Genomic DNA, 22,408 nt, shown 5'->3' on the forward strand with positions numbered 1-22,408 from the left:
TTACAAATAGATTTCTTTTCCTGCTTTGATAAACTCTTCTGCCATTTCTTTCATTCCTTGCTCGGCTGAATCGCGAATTTCTTGGGAGATTTTCATCGAACAGAATTTAGGTCCACACATCGAACAGAAATGCGCGACTTTAGCGGCGTCTGCTGGTAGGGTCTCATCGTGAAATTCTCGTGCCGTATCAGGATCTAAGGATAGATTGAATTGATCCTCCCAACGGAACTCAAAGCGCGCTTTGCTCAAGGCATTATCTCGGTATTGAACTCCTGGGTGTCCCTTGGCTAAATCCGCAGCATGAGCCGCCAATTTATAGGTAATCACGCCGTCTTTTACATCCTTTTTATTGGGCAAGCCTAAATGTTCTTTAGGTGTTACATAACACAACATGGCCGTTCCATACCAACCAATCATTGCCGCGCCAATGGCAGAGGTAATGTGGTCGTAGCCAGGAGCAATGTCTGTAGTTAACGGTCCTAAAGTATAAAAAGGTGCTTCACCACAATCGCGTAGTTGTTTTTCCATATTTTCCTTGATGAGATGCATAGGCACGTGTCCTGGTCCTTCAATCATGACTTGAACATCGTGCTTCCAAGCAATTTTCGTCAGCTCACCTAAGGTTTCTAATTCTGCAAATTGGGCAGCATCATTGGCATCGGCAATTGAGCCAGGTCGTAAGCCATCGCCTAATGAAAAAGCAATGTCATATTGCTTCATGATTTGACAGATCTCGTCAAAGTGCGTATATAAAAAGTTTTCTTGGTGGTGAAACAAGCACCATTTTGCCATAATGGATCCACCTCGAGAGACAATGCCTGTAACGCGTTGAGCGGTTAGGTGAATGTAGCGCAAGAGTACACCTGCGTGAATGGTGAAATAGGATACGCCTTGTTCAGCTTGTTCTATCAACGTATCTCTGAAAATATCCCAGGTTAAATCTTCGGCTACGCCTTTTACTTTTTCTAAGGCCTGGTAAATCGGTACGGTTCCAATCGGCACAGGAGAATTGCGAATAATCCATTCCCTCGTTTCGTGTATGTTTTTACCAGTGGATAAATCCATAATCGTATCGGCACCCCAGCGACACGCCCAAACCGCCTTTTCTACTTCCTCTTCAATGGTTGAGGTTACCGCACTGTTGCCGATATTGGCATTGATCTTCACTAAAAAATTGCGACCAATAATCATTGGTTCGCTTTCTGGGTGATTAATATTGTTTGGAATAATGGCACGTCCCGCAGCAATTTCATCACGCACAAATGCTGGTGTGATATAATTTTTAGGTGTATTTGCTCCAAAGCTATGTCCTGCATGTTGCTGTTTTAGAGCAGGCGATACCTTTTCTAGTTCAGCAATACGCTGATTTTCGCGTATTGCAACATATTCCATCTCTGCTGTGATAATCCCTTGTTTAGCATAGTGTAATTGAGTAACATTTTTGCCCGCTTTGGCCACTTTGGGCTTGTGGGTAAATTCAAAGCGCAAGTGCGCCAATGTAGGATCTTCGGCTCTTTTTTGTCCATAGACTGAAGTCAGTTGATCCAATACAACGACATCTGCTCTATCAGTGATCCAAGATTCACGCAGACGTGGCAATCCCTTTTTAATGTTGATATCCAATTGCTCATCCGTATACGCACCTGAGGTATCATACACCGTTACGGGAGGGTTTTTTTCTGTTCCACCTTGACTGAGTTTGGTATCACTCAGTGTAATTTCGCGCATCGCTACGCGAATAGGAAATAAGGTTCCCTCAACATAAATTTTTTTCGAATTAGGAAAAGGGGTTTGTGAAATTTTTTCGTGTTGTTCCATGTTCAGTTATTTAATTACAGGTTGTAGTTTTTATGTTGAAATGGAATCAACCGCCTTGGGTAGCTGTGATAATTAAAATGTCATCTGCTTCCGATAAAAGATACGTCTCCCAGTCGGCTTTAGCAATAACTTGAGCATTGACTGCAACAGCAATGCCTTTTTGTGGCGTAGACCAATGGAGGTCAAGCAGCAATTGAATACTTACTTCCGATTGTGCCAAGTGAATTTTTTGATTGTTGATTTGTAGTTCCATTCCCTGTTGTATTTAGTACATAACTTTAGGAATGGCTACACAGCAGTACAGGATGTACCAAATGAAGTCATCTTACTTTTCCCTACGCTAGTATGAACTAGATCAGGTTCAAAGGGTAAAATCTCAGCCTACACAATGTAGACACCCCTAAAGTTGAAGGCAAATATAAGGATTATTTTATAGGAAGCAAATGTTGGATTATTTCGTTTAAAATGTTAAATTCGACTAAAAATGAACAACTTATGAAAAGATCAGAGCTGAAATTTATGACTGATTGGGAGAGGAGAAGGAAAAAGGGACGCCTCAAGTATTGTCTTCTAGAAGGCGGTGTTTTTGGTTTGATCATGCTGATTTTTGTTGAAGGATTGACTTATTTCTTAGAGACAAATTATCTCTTAACGTGGTCTAGATTAACCTTGGCTTTTGGTATTTGGATCTTGGGAGGAATTGTGATTTACGGCCCATTGATGTGGGCGATGAATGGATATTATTATAAAAAAATGACCAAGAAATACGCATTGTACGTCCAACAAAGAAACCAAAGTAAAAAGGGAATTTAAAGTATTGTTGTTTTATGTTGTACTTTAAAAAAAGAAGTGTTTTTGCAGTTGCAATATGATAGAGGTGGAATCAGTATATCAGATGTTTGTGCTTGCAATTGTAGGCCTCCTACATTTTGTATGTATAAGGCTGATGGAAATACGATACAAAAAAAGTCAGAAGATTGCTTCTGACTTTTTTTGTATCTATATGATTTTTAGTTAATTAGTGTTCTGCTGCTACATCATCGGTTTCCATACCTATCTTATCTACAATTAGTGCAATCGCACCATCCCCCATAACGTTACACGCAGTTCCAAAACTATCCATAGCGACATAGAGTGCAATCATCAAGGTTTGTTGATCCGTGTCAAAACCTAATATCGATTGTAAAACCCCTAAAGCGGCCATAATTGCTCCTCCAGGGACCCCTGGAGCGGCAATCATAGTGACACCAAGCATGAAGATAAAACCAATCATGGCTAGCGGATCAATAGGTGTATGTTGAATCAGCATTAAGGCAATGGCACATGCAACAATTTTTAGTGTGCTTCCTGCTAAGTGAATGGTTGCGCACAGAGGGATCACAAAACCCGCTATTTTAGGGTTGACATCATTTTTTAGGGTTGATTCTAAGGTGACGGGAATTGTTGCTGCTGAAGATTGCGTCCCCAAAGCAGTAAAGTAAGCGGGTAGCATGCGTTTCATCAGCAAAAACGGGTTTCTCTTGACTACCCAACCAGCAATGCAGTATTGAAATACAAGGAATACAATATGAAGGGCAAAAATAACCCCGATAATCTTCAAAAAGGTTTCCAAAACAACAAAGACTTGACCACTATACGACATATTTAAAAATACACCGAAAATAAAGAGTGGTAAGAAAGGAATAATAACCTTTTCTATAATAGACATAACAATAGATTGAAACTCGTTAAAAACCCCTTTTAAATGCGTAAAAGGACCTTTTGAAAGACAAATCCCCACGATAAAAGCCAATACTAAAGCACTCATCACATCAAATAATGCTGGAATTTCAATAGTGAAATAAGGAGTGAGCACGTTTTCAGCTTCAATGGCTAGCTTAGCTGATTGATTTTTAAGTAATTGTGGAAAGATGCTAATAGAAACAGTATACGAACTAAAACCAGCGAGTAGGGTAGAGCCATAAGCTAATCCTGTGGTAAGGAGCAATAGCTTACCTGCTTCTTTGCCAATATTGCCAATGGCTGGAATAATTAATCCCACGATAATCAACGGAATGATAAAATTTAAAAAATTCCCGAAGATAGCATTGAAAGTGCTAAAAATTCGACTCATACCCAATGGTAGAAGATCACCTAAATAGGTTCCTAAGGCAATAGCGATTACAATTTGTAATAGTAAACTGTTCTTAATGAGTTTCATGTTTTTTTGTTTAAAAATACGAAAATAAATAAAAAAACCTCAAACAAAATGCTTGAGGTTTGAATATTTAATTTTTTTAGGAAAAATATTATCCTAATGTAGCTCTTTTGAATCCTGTGATCTCAACACCAAAAGCTTGTACATAGTCAGACACTTTTTTAGATTCATCTTTGATGAAGTTTTGGTCTAATAATGCTTTCTCTTGGTCTAAAGTTGTATTATCACTGATGAAACGAGCAACTTTTCCAGGTAAGATTCTATCCCAGATGTTTTCAGGTTTACCTTCAGCTTTTAATTCAGCTTTAGCATCTTCTTCCGCTTGTTTCAATACTTCTTCAGTAAGTTGAGCGTAAGAAATATATTGAGGTACATTTTTAAGTGTTTTACCTAAACGTACTAATTCTTCGTTTTCTTTTACGATAACTGCGATACGAGCTTCTGTTTCTTTCGCGATGAAATCTGCGTCAAAATCTTTGTAAGATAATGTCTCAGCACCCATTGAAGCAACTTGCATAGAAACGTCTTTTGCGATTTCTTCTGCTTTAGCTACTGCTGAAGATAAAGCTGTGATAGCAGCAATTTTGTTACCGTGTACATAAGAACCGATGAAAGCTCCATCTAATACTTCGAAAGAACCGATTTCGATTTTCTCTCCGATAACTCCAGTTTGCTCGATACATTTGTCAGCAATTGTCATTTCAGCATTGTATGCTGAAGCTAAGAATTCTTCTTTTGTATTGAAGTTGATTGCTTTTTCAGCTAATTCTTTTGCTAATGCTTGGAAACCTTCGTTTTTACCTACGAAGTCAGTTTCACAGTTTAATGTGATAACAACACCTCTAGTTTTGTCAGCGTTAACGAAAGCTACAGCAGCTCCTTCTGATGACTCACGGTCAGAACGGTTAGCAGCAACTTTTTGTCCTTTTTTACGTAAAACTTCGATTGCTTTATCGAAATCTCCTTCAGCCTCAACTAAAGCTTTTTTACAGTCCATCATTCCGGCACCTGTTTGTTGTCTTAGCTTGTTTACGTCTGCAGCAGTAATATTTGCCATTGTAGTAATCTTTATAGAGTTAATAAATTAAAAAAAGTCGTTACGGACAGTTGTATACAAAGGTAAACATCCATCAGCATAACGACTTTATGATATTGTTAAAAAATTATGCTTTAGCTTCAGCATCTGCTTTTACAGCTGGTGCCTCTTCTTTTTCAGTTTTACGTTCTGCATTACCTTCGATAATTGCAGCAGTAACTAAAGATAAAATTTTATCGATTGATTTAGAAGCATCATCGTTTGCTGGAATTACGTATTCAACCTGACGTGGGTCAGAGTTCGTATCCACCATAGCGAAGATCGGAATGTTTAATTTTTGTGCTTCTTTAATCGCAATGTGTTCAGCTTTGATATCTACAACAAATAGAGCAGCTGGTAGACGAGTCATATCAGCAATAGAACCTAAGTTTTTCTCTAATTTTGCACGAAGACGCTCAACTTGTAAACGCTCTTTCTTAGAAAGCGTCATAAATGTACCGTCTTTTTTCATTCTATCAATAGAAGCCATTTTCTTAACCGCTTTACGGATAGTAACGAAGTTTGTTAACATACCACCTGGCCATCTTTCTGTGATGTAAGGCATGTTAGCTGCAGCTGCTTTTTCAGCTACGATGTCTTTCGCTTGCTTTTTTGTAGCAACGAAAAGGATTTTTCTTCCTGATGCAGCAATTTTTTTCAAAGCTTCATTTGCTTCTTCAATTTTAGCTGCAGTTTTATATAGATTGATAATGTGAATACCATTACGCTCCATATAGATGTAAGGAGCCATGTTTGGATCCCATTTTCTAGTCATGTGTCCGAAATGAACACCTGCTTCTAGTAATTCTTTAACTTCTACTTTGTTTGCCATTTTCTAATAGTTTACGTTCTGTTACTTTAGCAATGATTCAGTAGCGATTACTCGGTCTCAACCATTTAGATGCTAAACTACTTCTTACAAAAAATGCAAGTGCGCAACAAAAACCTAGATTTTTTAATAATAAATAAATATTAACGTTTAGAGAATTGGAATCTCTTACGAGCTTTCTTCTGACCGAATTTCTTACGCTCAACCATACGAGGGTCACGAGTCAATAAGCCTTCTGGTTTAAGAACTGCTCTGTTTTCAACATCAATTTCGCACATCGCTCTTGCAATTGCCATACGCACTGCCTCAGCTTGTCCTGTAGTTCCTCCACCATATACATTTACTTTGATGTCAAAGTTCTCAGCGTTCTCTGTAAGTGTAAGAGGCTGTAATACTTTGTACTGTAATGTACCTGTAGGGAAATAAATTTTAAAATCTTTTTTGTTTACTGTAATGTTTCCTGTTCCTTCTGAAACATAAACACGAGCAACAGCGGTCTTTCTTCTACCGATTTTGTGAATAACTCCCATTACTTAACTTCGTTTAAATTAACGGCTTTAGGTTGTTGAGCTCCATGTTTGTGCTCAGCGCCTACATTAACATTTAAATTACGGAATAATTGTGCTCCTAATTTGTTCTTAGGCAACATCCCTTTGATTGCTTTCTCTACTAATAATGCAGGATTTTTTTGTTGCATTACTTTAGCAGTTAAAGATCTTTGTCCTCCTGGGTAACCTGTGTGACGGATGTAAGTCTTGTCATCTAATTTGTTCCCCGTTAGGTTGATTTTTTCTGCGTTGATCACGATTACGTTGTCTCCACAGTCTACGTGCGGCGTGTAATTTGTCTTGTGCTTACCTCTTAAAAGTGTTGCCACTTTAGAAGCAAGACGACCCAAATTTTGGCCTTCAGCATCTACAACTAACCATTCTTTTTGAACAGTCGCTTTGTTTGCTGATACAGTCTTGTAGCTTAAACTTTCCACAATAATTTTGTATTTAATTAAACATTCCATTCCCAATTAAGGGAGTGCAAAATTACATAATTTCTTTTATTATACAAATTCATTGGACTGTTTTTTGCTTTTATTTGCTATTAAATCGCTGATTTGTAATTTGTTTGAAGTAAGGAGCTTGCTCTTTTTTTTACGCTATTATTGTCCAAAAGCCGATCCTATAAAAGATATCTTTTTAAAATTATCCACTTATTCGCATATTTTGAACGCCGTGTCCTCTAATTCTCCTAGTCCTAAGACCTTTCTTCGTTGGTTAACTAACGCTTTGTCATCCATACAAGGAGCCCCAAATTGACTGCCATAAACCAAGTGCTCTCCTCTTGACCAATAGTACTTGTCGATAAGCAAAGCAAAAACTTCAGGTTTCATGCGTCTTGCGTGTACTTCGTTTAAGAATACCGTATAATAAGTTTCATTCTGTATGAGTTTGTCTGGATTGTGTAAGAGAATAGAAAAAGCTGCAAGTTTTACACATTCAACATGGTAATTCGAAGTACCTAGTAATTGTTCATTCGGCATACCGTGAGTTTGAACAAAGGTGACTAGTTTTGAAAAGTTAATTGAATCAAGAAGGGGTAAGAGCTCCCTGTTCTTTTGTGCAAAGGTCTTGGAACGTATGCTCTGATCGGAACCATAAAGCGCACAAAGTTGTAACGCAAGGATGGTCTGGTCGTGTTTAGGTTTTATGCTTGTACACTGTAGAAATAGTAAAGAACAAAAGAATAGAATACAAATTTTTTTCATTGTGTGATGAAAGAGATTAGTAGAGTTTTGGATTGTAATTTTCCGGGTATTTTGCCATTTTTGGACTATAGTAGGGCGCAATTTCATCGAGCAATCCCTCAAAAGATTTAGTATCGACTTTCACTAACTTCATTATCCCGCATTGTTTCTTCTTGTAATCGGCATAGCATAGGGCAATCGGTATGTTTGTCTGTTTGGCAATGTGATAAAATCCTTGTTTCCATTTAGGCGAAAATGAACGGGTTCCCTCTGGGGTATTAATCAAAGCAATTTCATCCGCTTCTTCAATGATTTGTACGGCGTATTCCACTAAGTTCTGACTCTTTGTACGGTCTACGCCTATACAGCCAATCGCTTTAAAGAAAAAACCAAACCACGATTTGGTGTAATAGTCTTTAATGAAAATTTTAAAGGGCATACCCAACACCCAAAAACAAGCCAAACTATAGTAGAAATCCCAGTTAGTTGTGTGAGGTACACAAATGAGTATGCTTTTCTTTTCTTGCTTGAACGATTCGTCGTGAACCACTAGTTTCCATCCTGTGACAGCCAACATTAATTTTCCTATCGCTTTTTTCATGTAATCAATGTATTGGACGCAAAAGTACGAGTTTTTTGTGAATGGTATAGAAGCGGATGGAAATCCGTCTTGGTTTGGTTGGTTTGGTTGGTTGGGGTTGGGTGAGGTTGGTTGTGGTTTGGTGTGATTTGGTGTGATTTGGTGAGGTTTGGTGTAGGAGGGTGTGGAAATCCGTTTTGTTCAAAACCCAAAAAAATAAACAACAAAGCACAAAAAAGAGGTTGCCTTTGTATAGACAGCCTCTTTTATATCGTAAAAATAATTTAGTTCAGAAATTCACGCATCACCTATTACGCATCACCATTAATGTGCTTCTAGCCAGTTTTCACCTACACCCAAGTCAACAACTAAAGGAACTGCTAACGTAAAGGCACTTTCCATTTCTTGTTTTACCATGGTTTTTAAGGCTTCAAGTTCTTCTTTGTGTGCATCAAACACCAACTCATCGTGTACTTGTAGCAACATTTTAGATTTCCATTGTTCCTGAACGAGTCGTTTGTGAATGGCAATCATGGCAATTTTGATGATATCAGCGGCGCTTCCTTGAATAGGAGCATTCACTGCATTTCGTTCTGCTGCACTGCGGACCACTGCATTTTGAGAGTGTATGTCTTTTAAATATCGTCTTCGACCTAAAATAGTTTGGACATACCCATTTTCTCTGGCGAATTCGATTTGTTTTGCGATATAATCTTTTAGCCTTGGGTATGTTTCGTAGTAGGTATCAATTAATTCTTTGCTTTCCGCACGAGATAAGTTAGTCTGATTACTCAATCCAAAAGCAGACACACCATAGATAATACCGAAGTTAACGGTTTTGGCATGACTTCTTTGTTCTTTGGTTACTTCCTCTAGAGGAACATTGAAAACGCGTGCCGCTGTTGAGCGGTGAATATCTTCGCCGTTTTTGAAGGACTCAATCATATTGGGTTCTTCACTCAAAGCAGCAATAATACGCAACTCAATTTGAGAGTAATCCGCTGCGAGTAGGACGTAATTTTCGTCACGGGCTACAAAAGCTTTGCGGACTAATCGACCGCGTGCTGTGCGAATCGGAATATTTTGTAAGTTGGGGTTATTTGAACTCAAGCGTCCCGTAGCGGCTACCGCTTGCATGTATTCGGTATGCACGCGATTGGTCACGGGATTGATTTGTTTTGGCAAAGCATCTACATAGGTATTTTGCAACTTAATCAATTGACGCCAATTTAAAATATCTTGAACAATCGCATGTTTGGAGGCCAAATCACTTAATATTTCTTCTCCCGTTGCATATTGTCCCGTTTTTGTTTTCTTGGGTTTTGACCCACCAATCTGCATTTTTTCGAATAAAATATCCCCTAACTGTTTGGGAGAAGCTAGGTTAAAGGTCTCTCCTGCAGTTTCGTATATCGCTTGCTCCAGTTGTTTGATGTCACTGTCTAAGGTCGTTGATAAAGACTCTAAGAAATGTACATCTAAGCGAATCCCTTCATTTTCCATATCGGCCAAGACAGAAACTAAAGGAATTTCAATCTCTTTGAATAATTGGGCTGTTTGCGTTGCTTCTAATTCGGGCAAGAAAACTTGTTTCAATTGGAAGGTAACGTCCGCGTCTTCCCCTGCGTATTCTTTGGTTAGTTCAACCTCCACTTCGCGCATCGATTTTTGGTTTTTACCTTTTTTTCCAATGAGAGATTCGATGGGCTGTGGCGTATAGTTTAAATAAGTTTCTGCTAATACATCCATGTTGTGACGCATGTCTGGATTAATCAAATAATGCGCAATCATGGTATCAAACAGGGGATGGTTCACCTGTATATCGTATTGTTTTAAAACTTTAATGTCGTATTTTAAGTTTTGACCAATTTTTTCAATGCTTTCGGATTCGAAGAAAGGTCTAAAATGTTCTAGTGTTTCTAAGACCTCTAGTTTGTTTGAAGATAAAGGCACGTAAAAAGCCGTTCCCTTGTCAAAAGAAAAAGCAATGCCAACCAATTCTGCAGTCAATGGATCCAATCCTGTGGTTTCTGTATCAAAACAAACGCTGGCTTGTTGCATCAATTGCTGCGCCAACAAGCGAATCGCCATAGGAGATTGGACCAATTGATAGACGTGTTGGGTATTCTCCAACGTTTGATAAGGCGATTGGGTACTGCTGCCTTCTGCGGTGTCAAACAAAGAAAATTGCTCTTCTTGTGTAGTCGTTGGTGCTGTACTTGTAGTTGAAGTAATAGGTTGAGCTGTTGTTGAAGAAAAAATCTTGTCAAATTGCTCCTTCATTCTTCGGAATTCCAGTTCTATGAATAGTGCATCTGTTTTTTCTACATCGGGTTGTTCTAAAATATAATTGTCTGCATTAAACGTGACAGGACAATCCAAGATAATGGTAGCTAATTTTTTAGAGAGTAATCCTTTTTCTTTATTGGCTTCGATGTTTTCTTTCATCTTGCCTTTTAGTTCATGCGTATGCGCTAAAAGATTCTCCATAGAACCATATTCTTTGATGAACTTTTTAGCTGTTTTTTCTCCAACCCCAGGTAATCCAGGAATATTGTCAACTGCATCACCCATCATCCCCAAAAAGTCGATGACCTGTTCGGGATGATCAACTTCAAATTTCTCTTTTACTCGCTCTACATCCCAAATTTCAATGCCGTTCCCCATACGTGCAGGTCGATACATCACAATATTGTCCGAAACTAGCTGGGCGTAATCTTTGTCTGGAGTAACCATGAATACCTTAAAATCTTCCTTTTCAGCCTGTTTGGAAATGGTTCCAATTAAATCATCTGCCTCAAAACCAGATACTTCAATAATGGGTATGTGCATGGCTTTTAAGATCTCTTTGATATACGGAACAGCAATCTTAATTGCTTCGGGGGTTACATCGCGATTGGCTTTGTATGCTGGAAAAATAGCTAAGCGGTCTTTGCTCCCTCCATTGTCAAAGGCAACTGCTAGATGATCTGGATTTTCTCTTTTAATGACATCTAAAAGTGAATTCATAAATCCTAAAATAGCAGAGGTATCTAATCCTTTTGAATTGATTCTAGGGTTTTTAATAAGCGCATAATACCCTCTAAATATTAAAGCATAGGCGTCTAGTAAAAAAAGACGTTTTTGTTGAGCCATGGATTGATGGTTTAATTTAATACTGAATGAGTTTCAAAGATAGTGATTTTGTTTTTCTCTGTGAGAATTGATGCAACAGGACTTCCTGAATTTGAGTTACCCCCATCATTTTTTGTTGTATCTATTATTTATGTAATTCATTTTTTTTATACTGCTATTTTAATTAATACACCATTATTCTGGTAAATAATTAGTTTTATTGGATTTTTATTAATAGACTTGTCTGTTGTTTATTAATAAAAAATGATAAGTTTATGAAAAAAATTCACCTTAAATTAGGAGTTTTAACCTTGGTAACGGCGGGGTTAATAGGAACTGTTAGTTGTTCTAGCGATGATCACAATTATTTGACAAAAGTAGATATAGAAATCCCTGGACCTGAAGGACCAGAGGAGCCTAGCGAAGGGGCAGAAAAAGCAACGATAAAAGTTGAAATTGTATCGGTAGAAGAAGAATCAGTGACGTTTAAGTTAGCTACTACGCATGCAGAGAAGGTACATTATTTGATTGAGAAAAAAGGAGTAGAAGTAACGGTAGATCAAGTAAAAGAACAAGGTGTTGTAGTTGAAGATGCAACAGCTGAACAAGTAGCTGAAGGACTAGAACCAGAACAAGAGTATGTACTTTATGCTTTAGCTATTAATAAAGAAGATGTGATAACTTTTGACGCTAAAGGGGTGTCTTTCACTACAAAAAAAGCATTGGATATTAGCCTTATAATTAGTGATGTGGACGCAACGCATGAACGCGTTATTTTTACAATAACTCCAACTGGAGCAGTAAAAATGCGCTATATGGTGGTTGAAAAGAGTGCAATGGAAGGTAGAGAAATGACTGCTGAAGAAGTGATGGAAGAAGGATTTTCTATTATAAAGGTAGATGGACCGAGTACGTTAAAACCTAAAGTCACAAAACCTAATACGGAATATATTATTTATGTAGCGGGTATTTCTGCCTCAGATACACATCTAATCGTTCAGGAAGAGGTAAAGACAAAAGATGAATCAGAAGCACCAGTGGATGAAGAATTAAAAGTGATGACGCAGATGAATTTCGTTGGCGATGAAGTAGGGCATACGGTCGCTTACGATTTGTATATGTCTAATGATCAGTGGGATGTGCAATTTGTCGTTGCGGCCGCTCAAGCGGATGAGGATATCTTAAAAGAAGGTCGTTACATCCGAAACGCGAGTCAAGGTCTAGGAAGACCAGGAGCAGATGAAGTAGGAAAATCATTCCAAATTAAAAACAAGCAAACGGGAGATTTAGATACGGATATTGATTATGGAGAAATTAGAATTGCCAAAACATCGGCGACAGCGTACAAAGTAGAAGTCGATATGGTGAGAAAAACGGATGTTACTAAGCGTTTCAAAGCTGTTTTTGAAGGAGTTCCAGTAAAGGGATATCCTAGACCCTAAGTGTTTTCATATTGTGATATACCTCAATACAGAATAAAAAAAGCAAATACAAGCGAAAGCCTTGTATTTGCTTTTTTTATTGAGTCAGTGTAACTGCTTGTTTTTACAGTAAGGCTATTAATCTTTGTTAAAGATATTTTGATACGTTACACAAAAAACTAACTTTGTTACTTATCGCTTATATTATGTTGAATTTAGCTTTCTTACTCCCTGTTTTACTGCTCATTGAAGTATATACGTATCAAGCAGTAAAACAGCTAACCCGCCATAAATTTTTTAGACGCTTATATATTGTTTGTTCTGTTTTAATCGTGGCTTATATTGCTTATGGATTTTCGCGTTTCGATCGTGCATCGGGGCAAAACCATCAGTCCATGTTAGCGGCAGCATTCGTTATCTTGGTGTATCTGCCAAAAGTGTTAATCACGCTATTACTGCTTCTTGAAGATTTCGTGCGTGTACTCCGTGGAATAGTACACTATTTTAAAAGAGAAAGAATAACCAAAAAAGATCGATTTCTTCCAGAACGAAGAAAATTTATAACGCAAATTGCCTTTGGAATCGCAGCTATTCCCTTTGTTTCCGTTTTACATGGAATTACTATCGGACGCTATAAATTCCAAGTATATAAACACGTTTTAACTTTTGAGGATTTGCCTGATGCCTTTGATGGGTTTACTATTACCCAGCTTTCGGATATTCATTCAGGTAGTTTTGACAATCAAGAAAAATTGGAATATGCCATTGATTTAGTAAATCAACAAAAATCAGATTTATTGTTGTTTACGGGTGATTTGGTGAATAGTCTAGCCGCTGAAATGACGCCTTGGCTTGAGGTGTTTCAAAAATTAGAACAACATCCCTTTGGAAATTACTCCATCTTAGGAAACCACGATTATGGAGAATATATTCAATGGGAAACAGATGAAGAAAGAGAACGCAACTTCAAAGCCATTTGTGCATTGAGCCCCGCAATTGGAATGACGCTTTTGCGCAACGAACATGTGCGCCTAAAAAAAGGAGAAGATAGCTTGGTTATTGTTGGAGTGGAAAACTGGGGAGCTCGTGCACATTTCATGAAATACGGCGATTTAGATCAAGCAACAAAAGGGGTGGAGGCGAACGATTTTAAAGTACTACTATCACATGATCCTTCCCATTGGGAGGCTAAAGTGTTAGAGCATCCAAAGAATTTTCAACTAACACTTGCAGGACATACACATGGTAGTCAGTTCGGAATTGAAATTCCAGGTTTTATCAAATGGAGCCCAATTCAGTATGTATATAAACAATGGGCGGGACTCTATGAAAAAATGGGAAAAATGATTTACGTCAACCGCGGGTTTGGTTATCATGCCTATCAAGGGAGAACGGGCATCTGGCCAGAAATAACAGTTCTAGAATTGCGCAAGAAAAAATAGTTTGTTTTGATAAAATATAATATTTTTGTAAAAATAGGTTGTTAAAGAACAAGTAAAATCACTAACGGAAAGATTTATGTCAAAATTTGGAGATTTAGTAACAGCAGAAGTACCTGTACTGGTGTATTTTTATGCTCAATGGAATGAAGCTTGTACCGCAATGGATACTGTCATTCATGAAGTTGCAGCAGCTAGAGGGGATCAATTGCGCATCGTTAAAATTGATGTGGCTAAAAACAACGAACTCATTGAAGCGTTGCGAATTAAGAAAGTTCCTACCTTATTGCTGTACAAAAAAGGAGCTATGATTTGGAGACAAGGAGGAGTTATGGAAACAGAGGCTTTACTTAGTGTGACTCAAACGTTATAAGGTAGCAAAAGAATATCCTTGCTTTTTTAAATATTCAAGGAGTAGAGGAAGGGTGTACTTCATATTCTTCTCTGCTTTCAGGCTGTCGTGGAAAACGAGAATACTGCCTGGTTTGATTTTTTTTATAGTGCGCGCTAAGCATTGTTGTGGACGTAGGTTCGCCTCATAATCTTTGGTAATAATCGACCACATGACAATTTCATACCCCTGTTGTAACAATTGATTCGCTTGTTTCATTGTTATTTTTCCATAGGGTGGGCGAAATATAGTTACGGCTTCTACGCCGTGTTTTGCCATTTCTGTTTGGCATAACGTTACATTGTCAATATACGCTTTAGTTGTAGTTTTCCACCCTTTGAGGTGGTGAAAGGTATGATTACCTACTCGATGATTTTCCTTTAAAATACGCTGGTATACAGCAGGATGTTTTCTAATGTTATCCCCAATACAAAAAAATGTAGCCTTCACTTGATGTTGAGCTAAGACATCCAATACCCATTCCGTTACTTCAGGGATGGGACCGTCGTCAAAGGTGAGGTAGATCACCTTATCAGCCTTGGATTTATGCCAAGTATACCGTGGAAAGAGAAAAGGTAGTAAACGCATAATTCAAAGATAAGAAAAATGGGTAAGGATTTGGTGAGGATTTGGTGAGGATTTGGTGACATCTTTACCGCTATGCATCAAATAAAATTTTGTTTTGTAAAGGAGGATTTCATCAAAAAAAGCGAAAAATTATCCCTAACCAAGGAAGGAGTTTCGAAATGAATGCATCGGCTCTCCTTCGTGATTGCTTTAACCTCGCTCCAACACTTCTTCGACAAAAGGCCATGTTTTCCTAGTATTCTCGAAGCATTCTCCAAGGGATGTCGAAGAAGACTACCGCCCATTACCTAGGAAGCAAAAAAAAATAGCAGCAGACAAATGCCTACTGCTATCTTTAACTATGGATGTGTTGATGTGTTTTATTCTAATCCACCACCTAATGAACGATACAATTGTACTAAAGTAGTTAATTGAGTCAATTCGGTGTTGATGTAGCTTAATTCAGCAGCAAGAGCACTCTCTCTGGCTGTTAATACATCTAAATAAGTGGCCATCCCTTGAACTAAAAGCTCTTCTGAATATTCCGTCGCTAATTGATACGCTTCGTATTCTTTTTTCTTTAAATCCATTTTTTCAGATGCACTTTCATACGTATATAACGCGTCAGAAACCTCTTTAGAAGCAGTTAAGATTGCTTTTTTATACCCCAAGTAGGCTTGTTCCTTTTTGGTTTGAGCGACTTGATGTTGGGTTCTAATTTGTCTTCCGTTTAACAAGGGTTGAGTTAACCCACCGATTAAATTTGCAAATAAAGAGTTTGTATTAAATAATTCGTCAAAATCAAGACTTTGAAGCCCACCATTTGCAGTTAAGCGCAATGAAGGATAGAAGTTGGCTCTGGCAACATTCGTCATTTCAAATGCGTTAACTAGACCATATTCAGCTGCTCTAACGTCAGGGCGATTGGCTAATAATTGCATCGGCACTCCTACAGTCAGATCAGCATTTACTTTTTGATCGGTCAGTTTCTCTCTTTTGATCTCACCTGGTGTTTGTCCAAGTAAAATACTGAAAGTATTTTCTGTGATTTTGATATTGTTATTCAAGTCAACCAACAATGCTTGGGCGTTGTACAACTGTGCTTGGGTTTGTTTCACCGCAATCTCATCTACTTGACCAGATTCTTTCAACGCCTGAATCGTTTCCAAACTATTCTTTCTGTTGGCAATGGTAAGTTCTGTGATTTCCTTTTGTTTATCTAAAGCAACAAGTTGGAAATACGTTGTAGCAATCGTTGAAATTAGCTGTGTTTTTACTGCCTGTTGAGCCGATACCGTTTGTAAATAACTTGCGACAAATGCTCTTTTATTACTTCTAAGCTTTCCCCAAACATCTAATTCCCAAGAAAACTGACCCGTAATGTCATACAAATCCGTTTTCACGCGTTTGTCTCCATACATGATTCCCTGAGGACCATTTTTAGATTGAATGCTGTGGGTGTAATTGGCACCCACATTTAAGGTAGGAGCAAAGCCCCATTTTCCTTGCTGCATATACGCATGGGCAGCGTTGATGTTTTCAATTGCAATTAACATATCCAGGTTGTTATCTAACCCGGTTTGGATATGTTGAATCAAGGTTTGATCAGCGAACAGCTCTTTCCATGACATCGCTGCCATAGAAAGAGAGTCTGCTGTGTTGCTACCTCTATATTGTTCCTCTTGAATAACATCAGGTCTATCGTATTTCTTTGCAACTATACAAGATTGCAGGGTAAGTCCTAATATTGCAACAGGAATTGCTCTGTATATATATTGTTTTTTCATGTTATTCAGACTTAATTTCTTCAAATTTAATTGGTTTAATTTTCTCTTGAAGATATTGGAATATCGCGTATAATACTGGGATTACAAATACTCCAATGATTGTACCAATCAATAATCCAAATGCAGCACCTGTACCAATGGAACGGTTTCCGATATAACCAACCCCACCTGCAAATACTAAAGGCATTAATCCTAAGATAAACGCAAATGACGTCATCAGAATTGGTCGTAAACGCGCTTTTGCTCCGTTAATGGCTGATTCTACAATGGTTTCTCCATGTCTTCTACGTTGAACCGCGAATTCCACAATCAAAATGGCGTTCTTCGCGAGTAGTCCAACGAGCATCACCAGGGCAATCTGGAAGTAAATGTTATTCTCTAGTCCCGCAAGTTTTTGAGCAATGAACGCTCCCATAATACCTGTTGGTAGGGATAAGATTACCGCAAATGGCAACATATAACTTTCGTATTGTGCAGAGAGTAAGAAGTAAACGAATACCACACACAAGAAGAAAATAAGAACCGTTTGGTTTCCTGCGTTAATCTCCTCACGTGATAATCCCGTAAAGTCAATCCCATATCCTGCTGACAAGTTAGATTGAGCCACTTCTTGAACTGCCTTAATTGCATCCCCAGAACTGAAGCCAGGTTTTGGAGCTCCTGTAATGTTCGAAGAGGTAAATAAGTTGTAACGGTTAATGGATTGTGGTCCATACACTTTGTTTAAGTTAACAAACTGCGTGATAGGAGCCATATCCCCTGACCCTGTTCGTACATAAATCTCATTTAAGCTATTTACATCGGAACGATATTTAGGTAACGATTGAACCATAACACGGAATTGTTTACCAAAACGTGTAAAGTCAGCCGCATAGATTCCTCCAATATACCCCTGCAAAGCAGAGAAAATATCACTTACTAGTACTCCTGATTCTTTCGCTCTCGCTACATTTAAATCTAATTCATACTGGGCGTAGTTTGTGTTGAATGAGGACTGCGCATACATTATTTCTGGACGCTGCATCAACGCACCTAAATACTCTTTTGATTTTTCATCAAAATCCGTCAATGAACCTCCTGTTTTATCTAATAATTTTAGCTCAAAACCAGAAGACATACCGAAACCAGGAATACTTGGTGGCTGGAAGAAAATCATTCTTGCGTCTTGGAATTGTGTCGCTGCTAATCCGAATAATTTTCCAATTACTACGTCAGTAGCTAACTCTGGTGCTTTTCTTTCTTTAAAGTCTTTCAACTTAATCATCGCCATACCGTAGTTCGAACCTTGACCGTTGATGAAAGAGAATCCTGATACTACAGTTACCCCATCAACTCCAGGAATTTGTTGCACAATTTTAGAGAATTCTCTCTGAATAGCAACCACACGGTCTTGGGAAGCACCTGCTGGTAACTCAATGTTACCCATGATAAATCCACGGTCTTCGTTTGGTACGAATCCTGTAGGCATTGTTTTTGCAGAATAGTAGGTAATACCTAAACAAACAAGTAAAACAACAAATGTCAACCATTTATGCTTCAGTAATAATTTAAAAGAATTACCATAACGCTCTGTAATGCTGTTGAAGGCAATGTTGAAGGCTCTAAAGAAACGCTGGAGCAAATTCTTTCTTTTTCCGTTGTCAATTTCGTGGTGTTTTAAGAATACCGCACATAAAGCAGGACTCAACGTCAAGGCATTTACCGCAGAAATTAAAATCGCAATAATTAACGTAATACCGAACTGTTTATAGAATACTCCTGTTGGACCACTAATAAAGGTTACCGGAATAAATACCGCGGCCATTACTAGGGTAATTGAGATAATCGCACCAGAAATTTCATCCATCGTGTTCTTACTTGCCTCTAAGGCATCTTCCCCTGTTGCTTCCATCTTGGCGTGGACGGCCTCCACCACAACGATGGCATCATCCACCACAATACCAATGGCGAGTACTAAGGCGAATAGCGTTAGTAAGTTTAAGGAGAATCCAAAAACATTCAAGAAGAAGAACGTACCGATAATCGAAACAGGAACCGCAATCAACGGAATTAACGTCGATCTAAAATCTTGCAAGAAAATGTATACCACAAAGAATACTAAGATAAACGCTTCAATTAATGTAGTAACTACTTTACTAATGGAAGCATCCAAGAATTCGTTGGTATCCATCAATACTTTATAGTGAATTCCTTCTGGGAAGTTTTTAGCTAGTGTTTCTAATTCAGCATGTAAGTGCTTGTTAATTTCCTGTGCGTTTGATCCTGGCGTTTGGTAAATCGCCATAGCAACCGCTGGGTGTCCATCTAGTTCCGAGTTCCCTACATAAGACATGGCTCCTAATTCAATTTTAGCGACGTCTTTCAGTAGTAAGACTTGTCCATTTGCTAGGGACTTGACAACAATATTTTCATATTGTTCTTGTGTTTTGTATTTACCACTGTATTTGATTACATATTGGAAGGCTTCTGCATTGTTTTCACCCAACTGTCCAGCGGCAGCTTCCAAACTTTGTTCGTTTAATACGCGAACAACATCCGAAGGTACCAAGCCGTAGGCTTTCATTTTTGAAGGTTCAATCCAAATACGCATCGAATAGTTACGTGAACCGAATGCTTGAGCATCTCCAACCCCACTTACACGTTTCAACTCTGGAATAACGTTGATGTTCATGTAGTTTTGGATGTAAATCGCATCGTAGTTTGGATTCTCAGAGTAGAACGAAAGGAACATCAACGCACTGGTCTGTTGCTTTTGTGTCGTTACCCCAGAACGCGTTACCTCTGCTGGTAAAAGCGGTGTAGCACGTGCCACACGGTTCTGTACGTTTACTGCTGCAATATCTGGGTCTACCCCTTGTTTAAAGATTACTTGAATACTCGCACTACCATCATTACTGGCCGTAGAAGTAATGTAATCCATGTTCTCTACCCCGTTTACTTGCTCTTCAATCGGAATGATCACACTTTGCATCACAGTCTCAGCATTCGCACCAGGATAACTAGCGTTAATCTGTACTGTTGCAGGCGCAATATCAGGATATTGCGTCACAGGAAGTGCGGTTAATCCCAGCACCCCTAAGATTACTATTAGAATAGAAATAACTGTCGATAGAACAGGTCTTTCAATAAATGTCTTTAACATAGTTTAGAATGTTGATTTGTAGTTGTTAATCTCCTCAATTGAAGTAGGCGTTGGCGTAATTGCCGAACCATTGCGTAACGTACCTAATCCTGTACCCACAATTGTTTGTCCTTTTTCCAATCCTGATTTGACAACTGCTAATTTGTTCACACGGTCAATCACCTCAATTGGCGTTGATTTTACCGTGTCATTTTCTACTTTGTACACATATATTTGCCCTTGTTGCTCAAACGTAGCTGATTCTGGAATGACCATAACATCGCTATACGTTTGTGGAATTAATAGGGTACCACTGTTTCCTGTACTCAAGATGCGATCCTTATTTGGGAAAGCTGCACGTACTTGTACCGTACCAGTAGCTGTGTTAATCTGACCACTAATGGTTTCAATTTTACCACTATATGCGTAAGTAGCTCCATTGGCTAATTGCAACTTTACTTCTGGAAGATGAGTTAATTTCTCTTTCAGTGAATTACCTTCAATTTTTTCTAAGAAATTAAAGTATTCTTTTTCGTTCATGGAGAAATAAGCAAATATTTCGCTATCGTCAGAAACGGTAGTCAAGGCTGTAGGATCACTAGGTGAAATCAACGCTCCTTCACGGAAAGCGATAGATCCTACAATTCCGTCAATTGGGCTTCGTACAATAGAGAAATCAATATTAGCCACTACGCTGTTGTAGTTTGCCTTAGCCGAAGCTAATTGACTTTGTGCACTCGCTAAGTTTGCTTTGGCTGTTTCCAACTGAATGTTACTTACAATTCCCTTTTGAACAAGAGGAACTAATTTATCCATATTCACTTGTGCCACATTTACTTGCGCTTCAGCAGTTCGAATAGCCGCTTTACTGGCATCTGCATTTTGAGATAAAATATTGGTCTCTAAACGGAATAAGGGTTGTCCTTTTTTTACTAAAGCTCCTTCATCTACATATACTTCCTGAATGTATCCCGTTATTTTTGCGCGGACGCTACTAGTAACTTTACCTTGTAGGGTAGTTGGGTATGCAGTATGACCCACAACATCTTGTGTGGGAACTTGAACAACTTTGTATGGCATTGGACCTTGCCCTCCTTGGGCTTGCTCTTTCTTACCGCAAGAAATTACGGCTAATGACGAAAGAGAACCAAGAACGATAGTATGCAAATAACGTTTCATATAAATTACTGGTTTGTACTTTTTAATTTTTCTATGGTGTTTGTTAACTGAATTTTACTGTTTTCTAAATGCTCAATGTAGAGCTTCATCTTTGCTTGACAGTTGTGGGTGTTGACTAATCCTTCTTCAACATAACCTTTAAGCTTGAGGGTTAAGGTGGATTCTCGGTCTAGCATATTCTTAATCAACTCCAATCGCGTAGTAATAAAATTGGAGTTTAAGCGAAAAAAGCGCTTCCGCTCGTCAATTTTATTGAAATGTTCAATCTGATTGTTGCTGATTAGTAAATTTAAACTCGTAGATACCGAACTTTTACTGGCGTTTAGTCGTTCTACAAGTTCGTCAAATGTTACGCCGTCTCTGTTGTTGTTGAACATGATGTAGGTGTAAATCTGGGCCGTAAGTGGCGAGAAATTATAGACTACCTCATGATGTGCACAGAAGTCTTGAAACAAATCGACTAATCTTTGATCGTATTGCATTATGGAAACAACTCTTAATAATAATTATACGGGGCAAAGATAGGGTTAGTTTTGTTCTTTCCGAACCAAACAAACTTAAAATTCTCTTAAATTATGTAGACGACGTCTAAATAAGCTGAAATTCCATTATTAAAAAGGCATGAGGAATGGAAATCATTTTTCTATTTCACCAATTTTAGGTATAAAAATGTAAAAAATAAGCTTTTTTAGAAAAAATATTTGGAAGGGTACTCATATAAAATACATTTTTTTTCAGTAATATCCTAATCTTGAATAGCGTCTATTTGAATAATGTGAACGCCGTTCGTCAGAAAAAGAAGGTAAAGAGAGCGGATAATCATAATCCTTCCTTGTATAAGAAAAAACATACAAAAGTAGAGGTGGAGGGTAATCTGTCTTTGTATAAGAAAAAAAATAGCTAAGATTTAAACAGGATATCTTATTGATATTCTGCAGAAAGAAAAAAAAATGAAATAGATAAAAAAAATATATTTTTATTTCTTGCGTAAAATTTGAAAAATGCCTTATATTTGCATCCACAATTGCGGAAGTAGCTCAGTTGGTAGAGCTCCAGCCTTCCAAGCTGGTTGTCGCGAGTTCGAGCCTCGTCTTCCGCTCCAAAACTTGATGAAAGTTTTCAAAGATCATCACCTGCGGAAGTAGCTCAGTT

19 protein-coding genes, 1 tRNA gene and 1 riboswitch are annotated in these 22,408 nt (G+C 38.2%); of the genes, 5 read left to right on the top strand and 15 right to left on the bottom strand.

Annotated elements, in window-relative coordinates; translation table 11 throughout:
* Positions 1-1,818 (bottom strand): phosphomethylpyrimidine synthase ThiC, encoded by a 1,818-nt coding sequence (gene thiC / locus ACLJX0_RS13325; RefSeq protein ID WP_410881070.1) that lies wholly within the window; start codon positions 1,816-1,818, stop codon positions 1-3.
* Between the two features lie 46 nt (positions 1,819-1,864).
* Entirely contained in the window at positions 1,865-2,071 is a 207-nt protein-coding gene (gene thiS / locus ACLJX0_RS13330; protein ID WP_410881071.1) for a sulfur carrier protein ThiS, read from the bottom strand.
* Positions 2,072-2,133: 62 nt separating this feature from the next.
* Positions 2,134-2,230: riboswitch (TPP riboswitch) on the bottom strand.
* Between the two features lie 83 nt (positions 2,231-2,313).
* Between thiS and ACLJX0_RS13335 the strand changes: the two genes are divergently transcribed.
* Entirely contained in the window at positions 2,314-2,631 is a 318-nt protein-coding gene (locus ACLJX0_RS13335) for a hypothetical protein (RefSeq protein ID WP_410881072.1), read from the top strand.
* Between the two features lie 205 nt (positions 2,632-2,836).
* On the opposite strand, the gene ACLJX0_RS13340 is transcribed toward ACLJX0_RS13335, so the two are convergent.
* From ACLJX0_RS13340 to polA, 8 genes are all read right to left on the bottom strand, one after another.
* On the bottom strand, positions 2,837-4,018 hold the full coding sequence (locus ACLJX0_RS13340; RefSeq protein WP_410881073.1) for a dicarboxylate/amino acid:cation symporter: 1,182 nt from the start codon (positions 4,016-4,018) through the stop codon (positions 2,837-2,839).
* An 88-nt stretch (positions 4,019-4,106) separates the two neighbouring features.
* A complete protein-coding gene (gene tsf, locus ACLJX0_RS13345) occupies positions 4,107-5,072 on the bottom strand; it encodes a translation elongation factor Ts (protein WP_410881074.1) in 966 nt (321 codons plus the stop codon).
* Positions 5,073-5,178: 106 nt separating this feature from the next.
* The gene (gene rpsB / locus ACLJX0_RS13350) at positions 5,179-5,922 is read right to left on the bottom strand and encodes a 30S ribosomal protein S2 (RefSeq protein WP_410881075.1); all 744 of its coding nucleotides are present in this window, start codon (positions 5,920-5,922) and stop codon (positions 5,179-5,181) included.
* A gap of 140 nt (positions 5,923-6,062) precedes the next feature.
* Entirely contained in the window at positions 6,063-6,449 is a 387-nt protein-coding gene (rpsI, locus tag ACLJX0_RS13355) for a 30S ribosomal protein S9 (protein WP_002987796.1), read from the bottom strand.
* Positions 6,449-6,904 carry a 50S ribosomal protein L13 gene (gene rplM, locus ACLJX0_RS13360; protein WP_036462661.1) on the bottom strand — a complete coding sequence of 152 codons (456 nt, stop codon included), beginning with the start codon at positions 6,902-6,904 and terminating at the stop codon, positions 6,449-6,451. The genes rpsI and rplM overlap by 1 nt, the downstream gene beginning before the upstream one ends.
* A 219-nt stretch (positions 6,905-7,123) precedes the next feature.
* Complete coding sequence (locus tag ACLJX0_RS13365) at positions 7,124-7,453, bottom strand: hypothetical protein (protein ID WP_410881076.1); 330 nt, start codon at positions 7,451-7,453, stop codon at positions 7,124-7,126.
* A gap of 241 nt (positions 7,454-7,694) precedes the next feature.
* Positions 7,695-8,258: a 1-acyl-sn-glycerol-3-phosphate acyltransferase gene (locus ACLJX0_RS13370; RefSeq protein ID WP_410881077.1), complete on the bottom strand. Its 564-nt coding sequence runs from the start codon at positions 8,256-8,258 to the stop codon at positions 7,695-7,697.
* A 303-nt stretch (positions 8,259-8,561) separates the two neighbouring features.
* Positions 8,562-11,372 (bottom strand): DNA polymerase I, encoded by a 2,811-nt coding sequence (polA, locus tag ACLJX0_RS13375; RefSeq protein ID WP_410881078.1) that lies wholly within the window; start codon positions 11,370-11,372, stop codon positions 8,562-8,564.
* Positions 11,373-11,626: 254 nt separating this feature from the next.
* Here polA and ACLJX0_RS13380 point away from each other — a divergent pair, with 254 nt between their 5' ends.
* The 3 genes from ACLJX0_RS13380 (at position 11,627) to ACLJX0_RS13390 (ending at position 14,584) form a co-directional block, all read left to right on the top strand.
* Positions 11,627-12,793 (top strand): hypothetical protein, encoded by a 1,167-nt coding sequence (locus tag ACLJX0_RS13380; RefSeq protein WP_410881079.1) that lies wholly within the window; start codon positions 11,627-11,629, stop codon positions 12,791-12,793.
* 185 nt (positions 12,794-12,978) lie between these two features.
* Positions 12,979-14,214 carry a metallophosphoesterase gene (locus ACLJX0_RS13385; RefSeq protein WP_410881080.1) on the top strand — a complete coding sequence of 412 codons (1,236 nt, stop codon included), beginning with the start codon at positions 12,979-12,981 and terminating at the stop codon, positions 14,212-14,214.
* Between the two features lie 76 nt (positions 14,215-14,290).
* Positions 14,291-14,584, top strand: coding sequence for a thioredoxin family protein (locus tag ACLJX0_RS13390; RefSeq protein ID WP_410881081.1), 294 nt, complete (start codon positions 14,291-14,293; stop codon positions 14,582-14,584).
* On the opposite strand, the gene ACLJX0_RS13395 is transcribed toward ACLJX0_RS13390, so the two are convergent.
* The 5 genes from ACLJX0_RS13395 to ACLJX0_RS13415 form a co-directional block, all read right to left on the bottom strand.
* Positions 14,579-15,190, bottom strand: a complete 612-nt coding sequence (locus ACLJX0_RS13395; RefSeq protein ID WP_410881082.1) for a polysaccharide deacetylase family protein — start codon at positions 15,188-15,190, stop codon at positions 14,579-14,581. The two genes, ACLJX0_RS13390 and ACLJX0_RS13395, sit on opposite strands and share 6 nt — an antisense overlap.
* 359 nt (positions 15,191-15,549) lie before the next feature.
* Entirely contained in the window at positions 15,550-16,956 is a 1,407-nt protein-coding gene (locus ACLJX0_RS13400) for an efflux transporter outer membrane subunit (protein ID WP_410881083.1), read from the bottom strand.
* Between the two features lies 1 nt (position 16,957).
* Positions 16,958-20,098, bottom strand: a complete 3,141-nt coding sequence (locus tag ACLJX0_RS13405; RefSeq protein WP_410881084.1) for an efflux RND transporter permease subunit — start codon at positions 20,096-20,098, stop codon at positions 16,958-16,960.
* 3 nt (positions 20,099-20,101) lie between these two features.
* Positions 20,102-21,256, bottom strand: coding sequence for an efflux RND transporter periplasmic adaptor subunit (locus ACLJX0_RS13410; protein WP_410881085.1), 1,155 nt, complete (start codon positions 21,254-21,256; stop codon positions 20,102-20,104).
* Between the two features lie 5 nt (positions 21,257-21,261).
* Positions 21,262-21,738 (bottom strand): transcriptional regulator, encoded by a 477-nt coding sequence (locus tag ACLJX0_RS13415; protein WP_410881086.1) that lies wholly within the window; start codon positions 21,736-21,738, stop codon positions 21,262-21,264.
* A 544-nt stretch (positions 21,739-22,282) separates the two neighbouring features.
* Between ACLJX0_RS13415 and ACLJX0_RS13420 the strand changes: the two genes are divergently transcribed.
* Positions 22,283-22,358, top strand: a tRNA-Gly gene (locus tag ACLJX0_RS13420).
* Positions 22,359-22,408 lie beyond the last annotated feature (50 nt).

Origin of the sequence: Myroides sp. DW712, assembly GCF_046557355.1 — a bacterium.
Lineage (GTDB): Bacteria > Bacteroidota > Bacteroidia > Flavobacteriales > Flavobacteriaceae > Flavobacterium.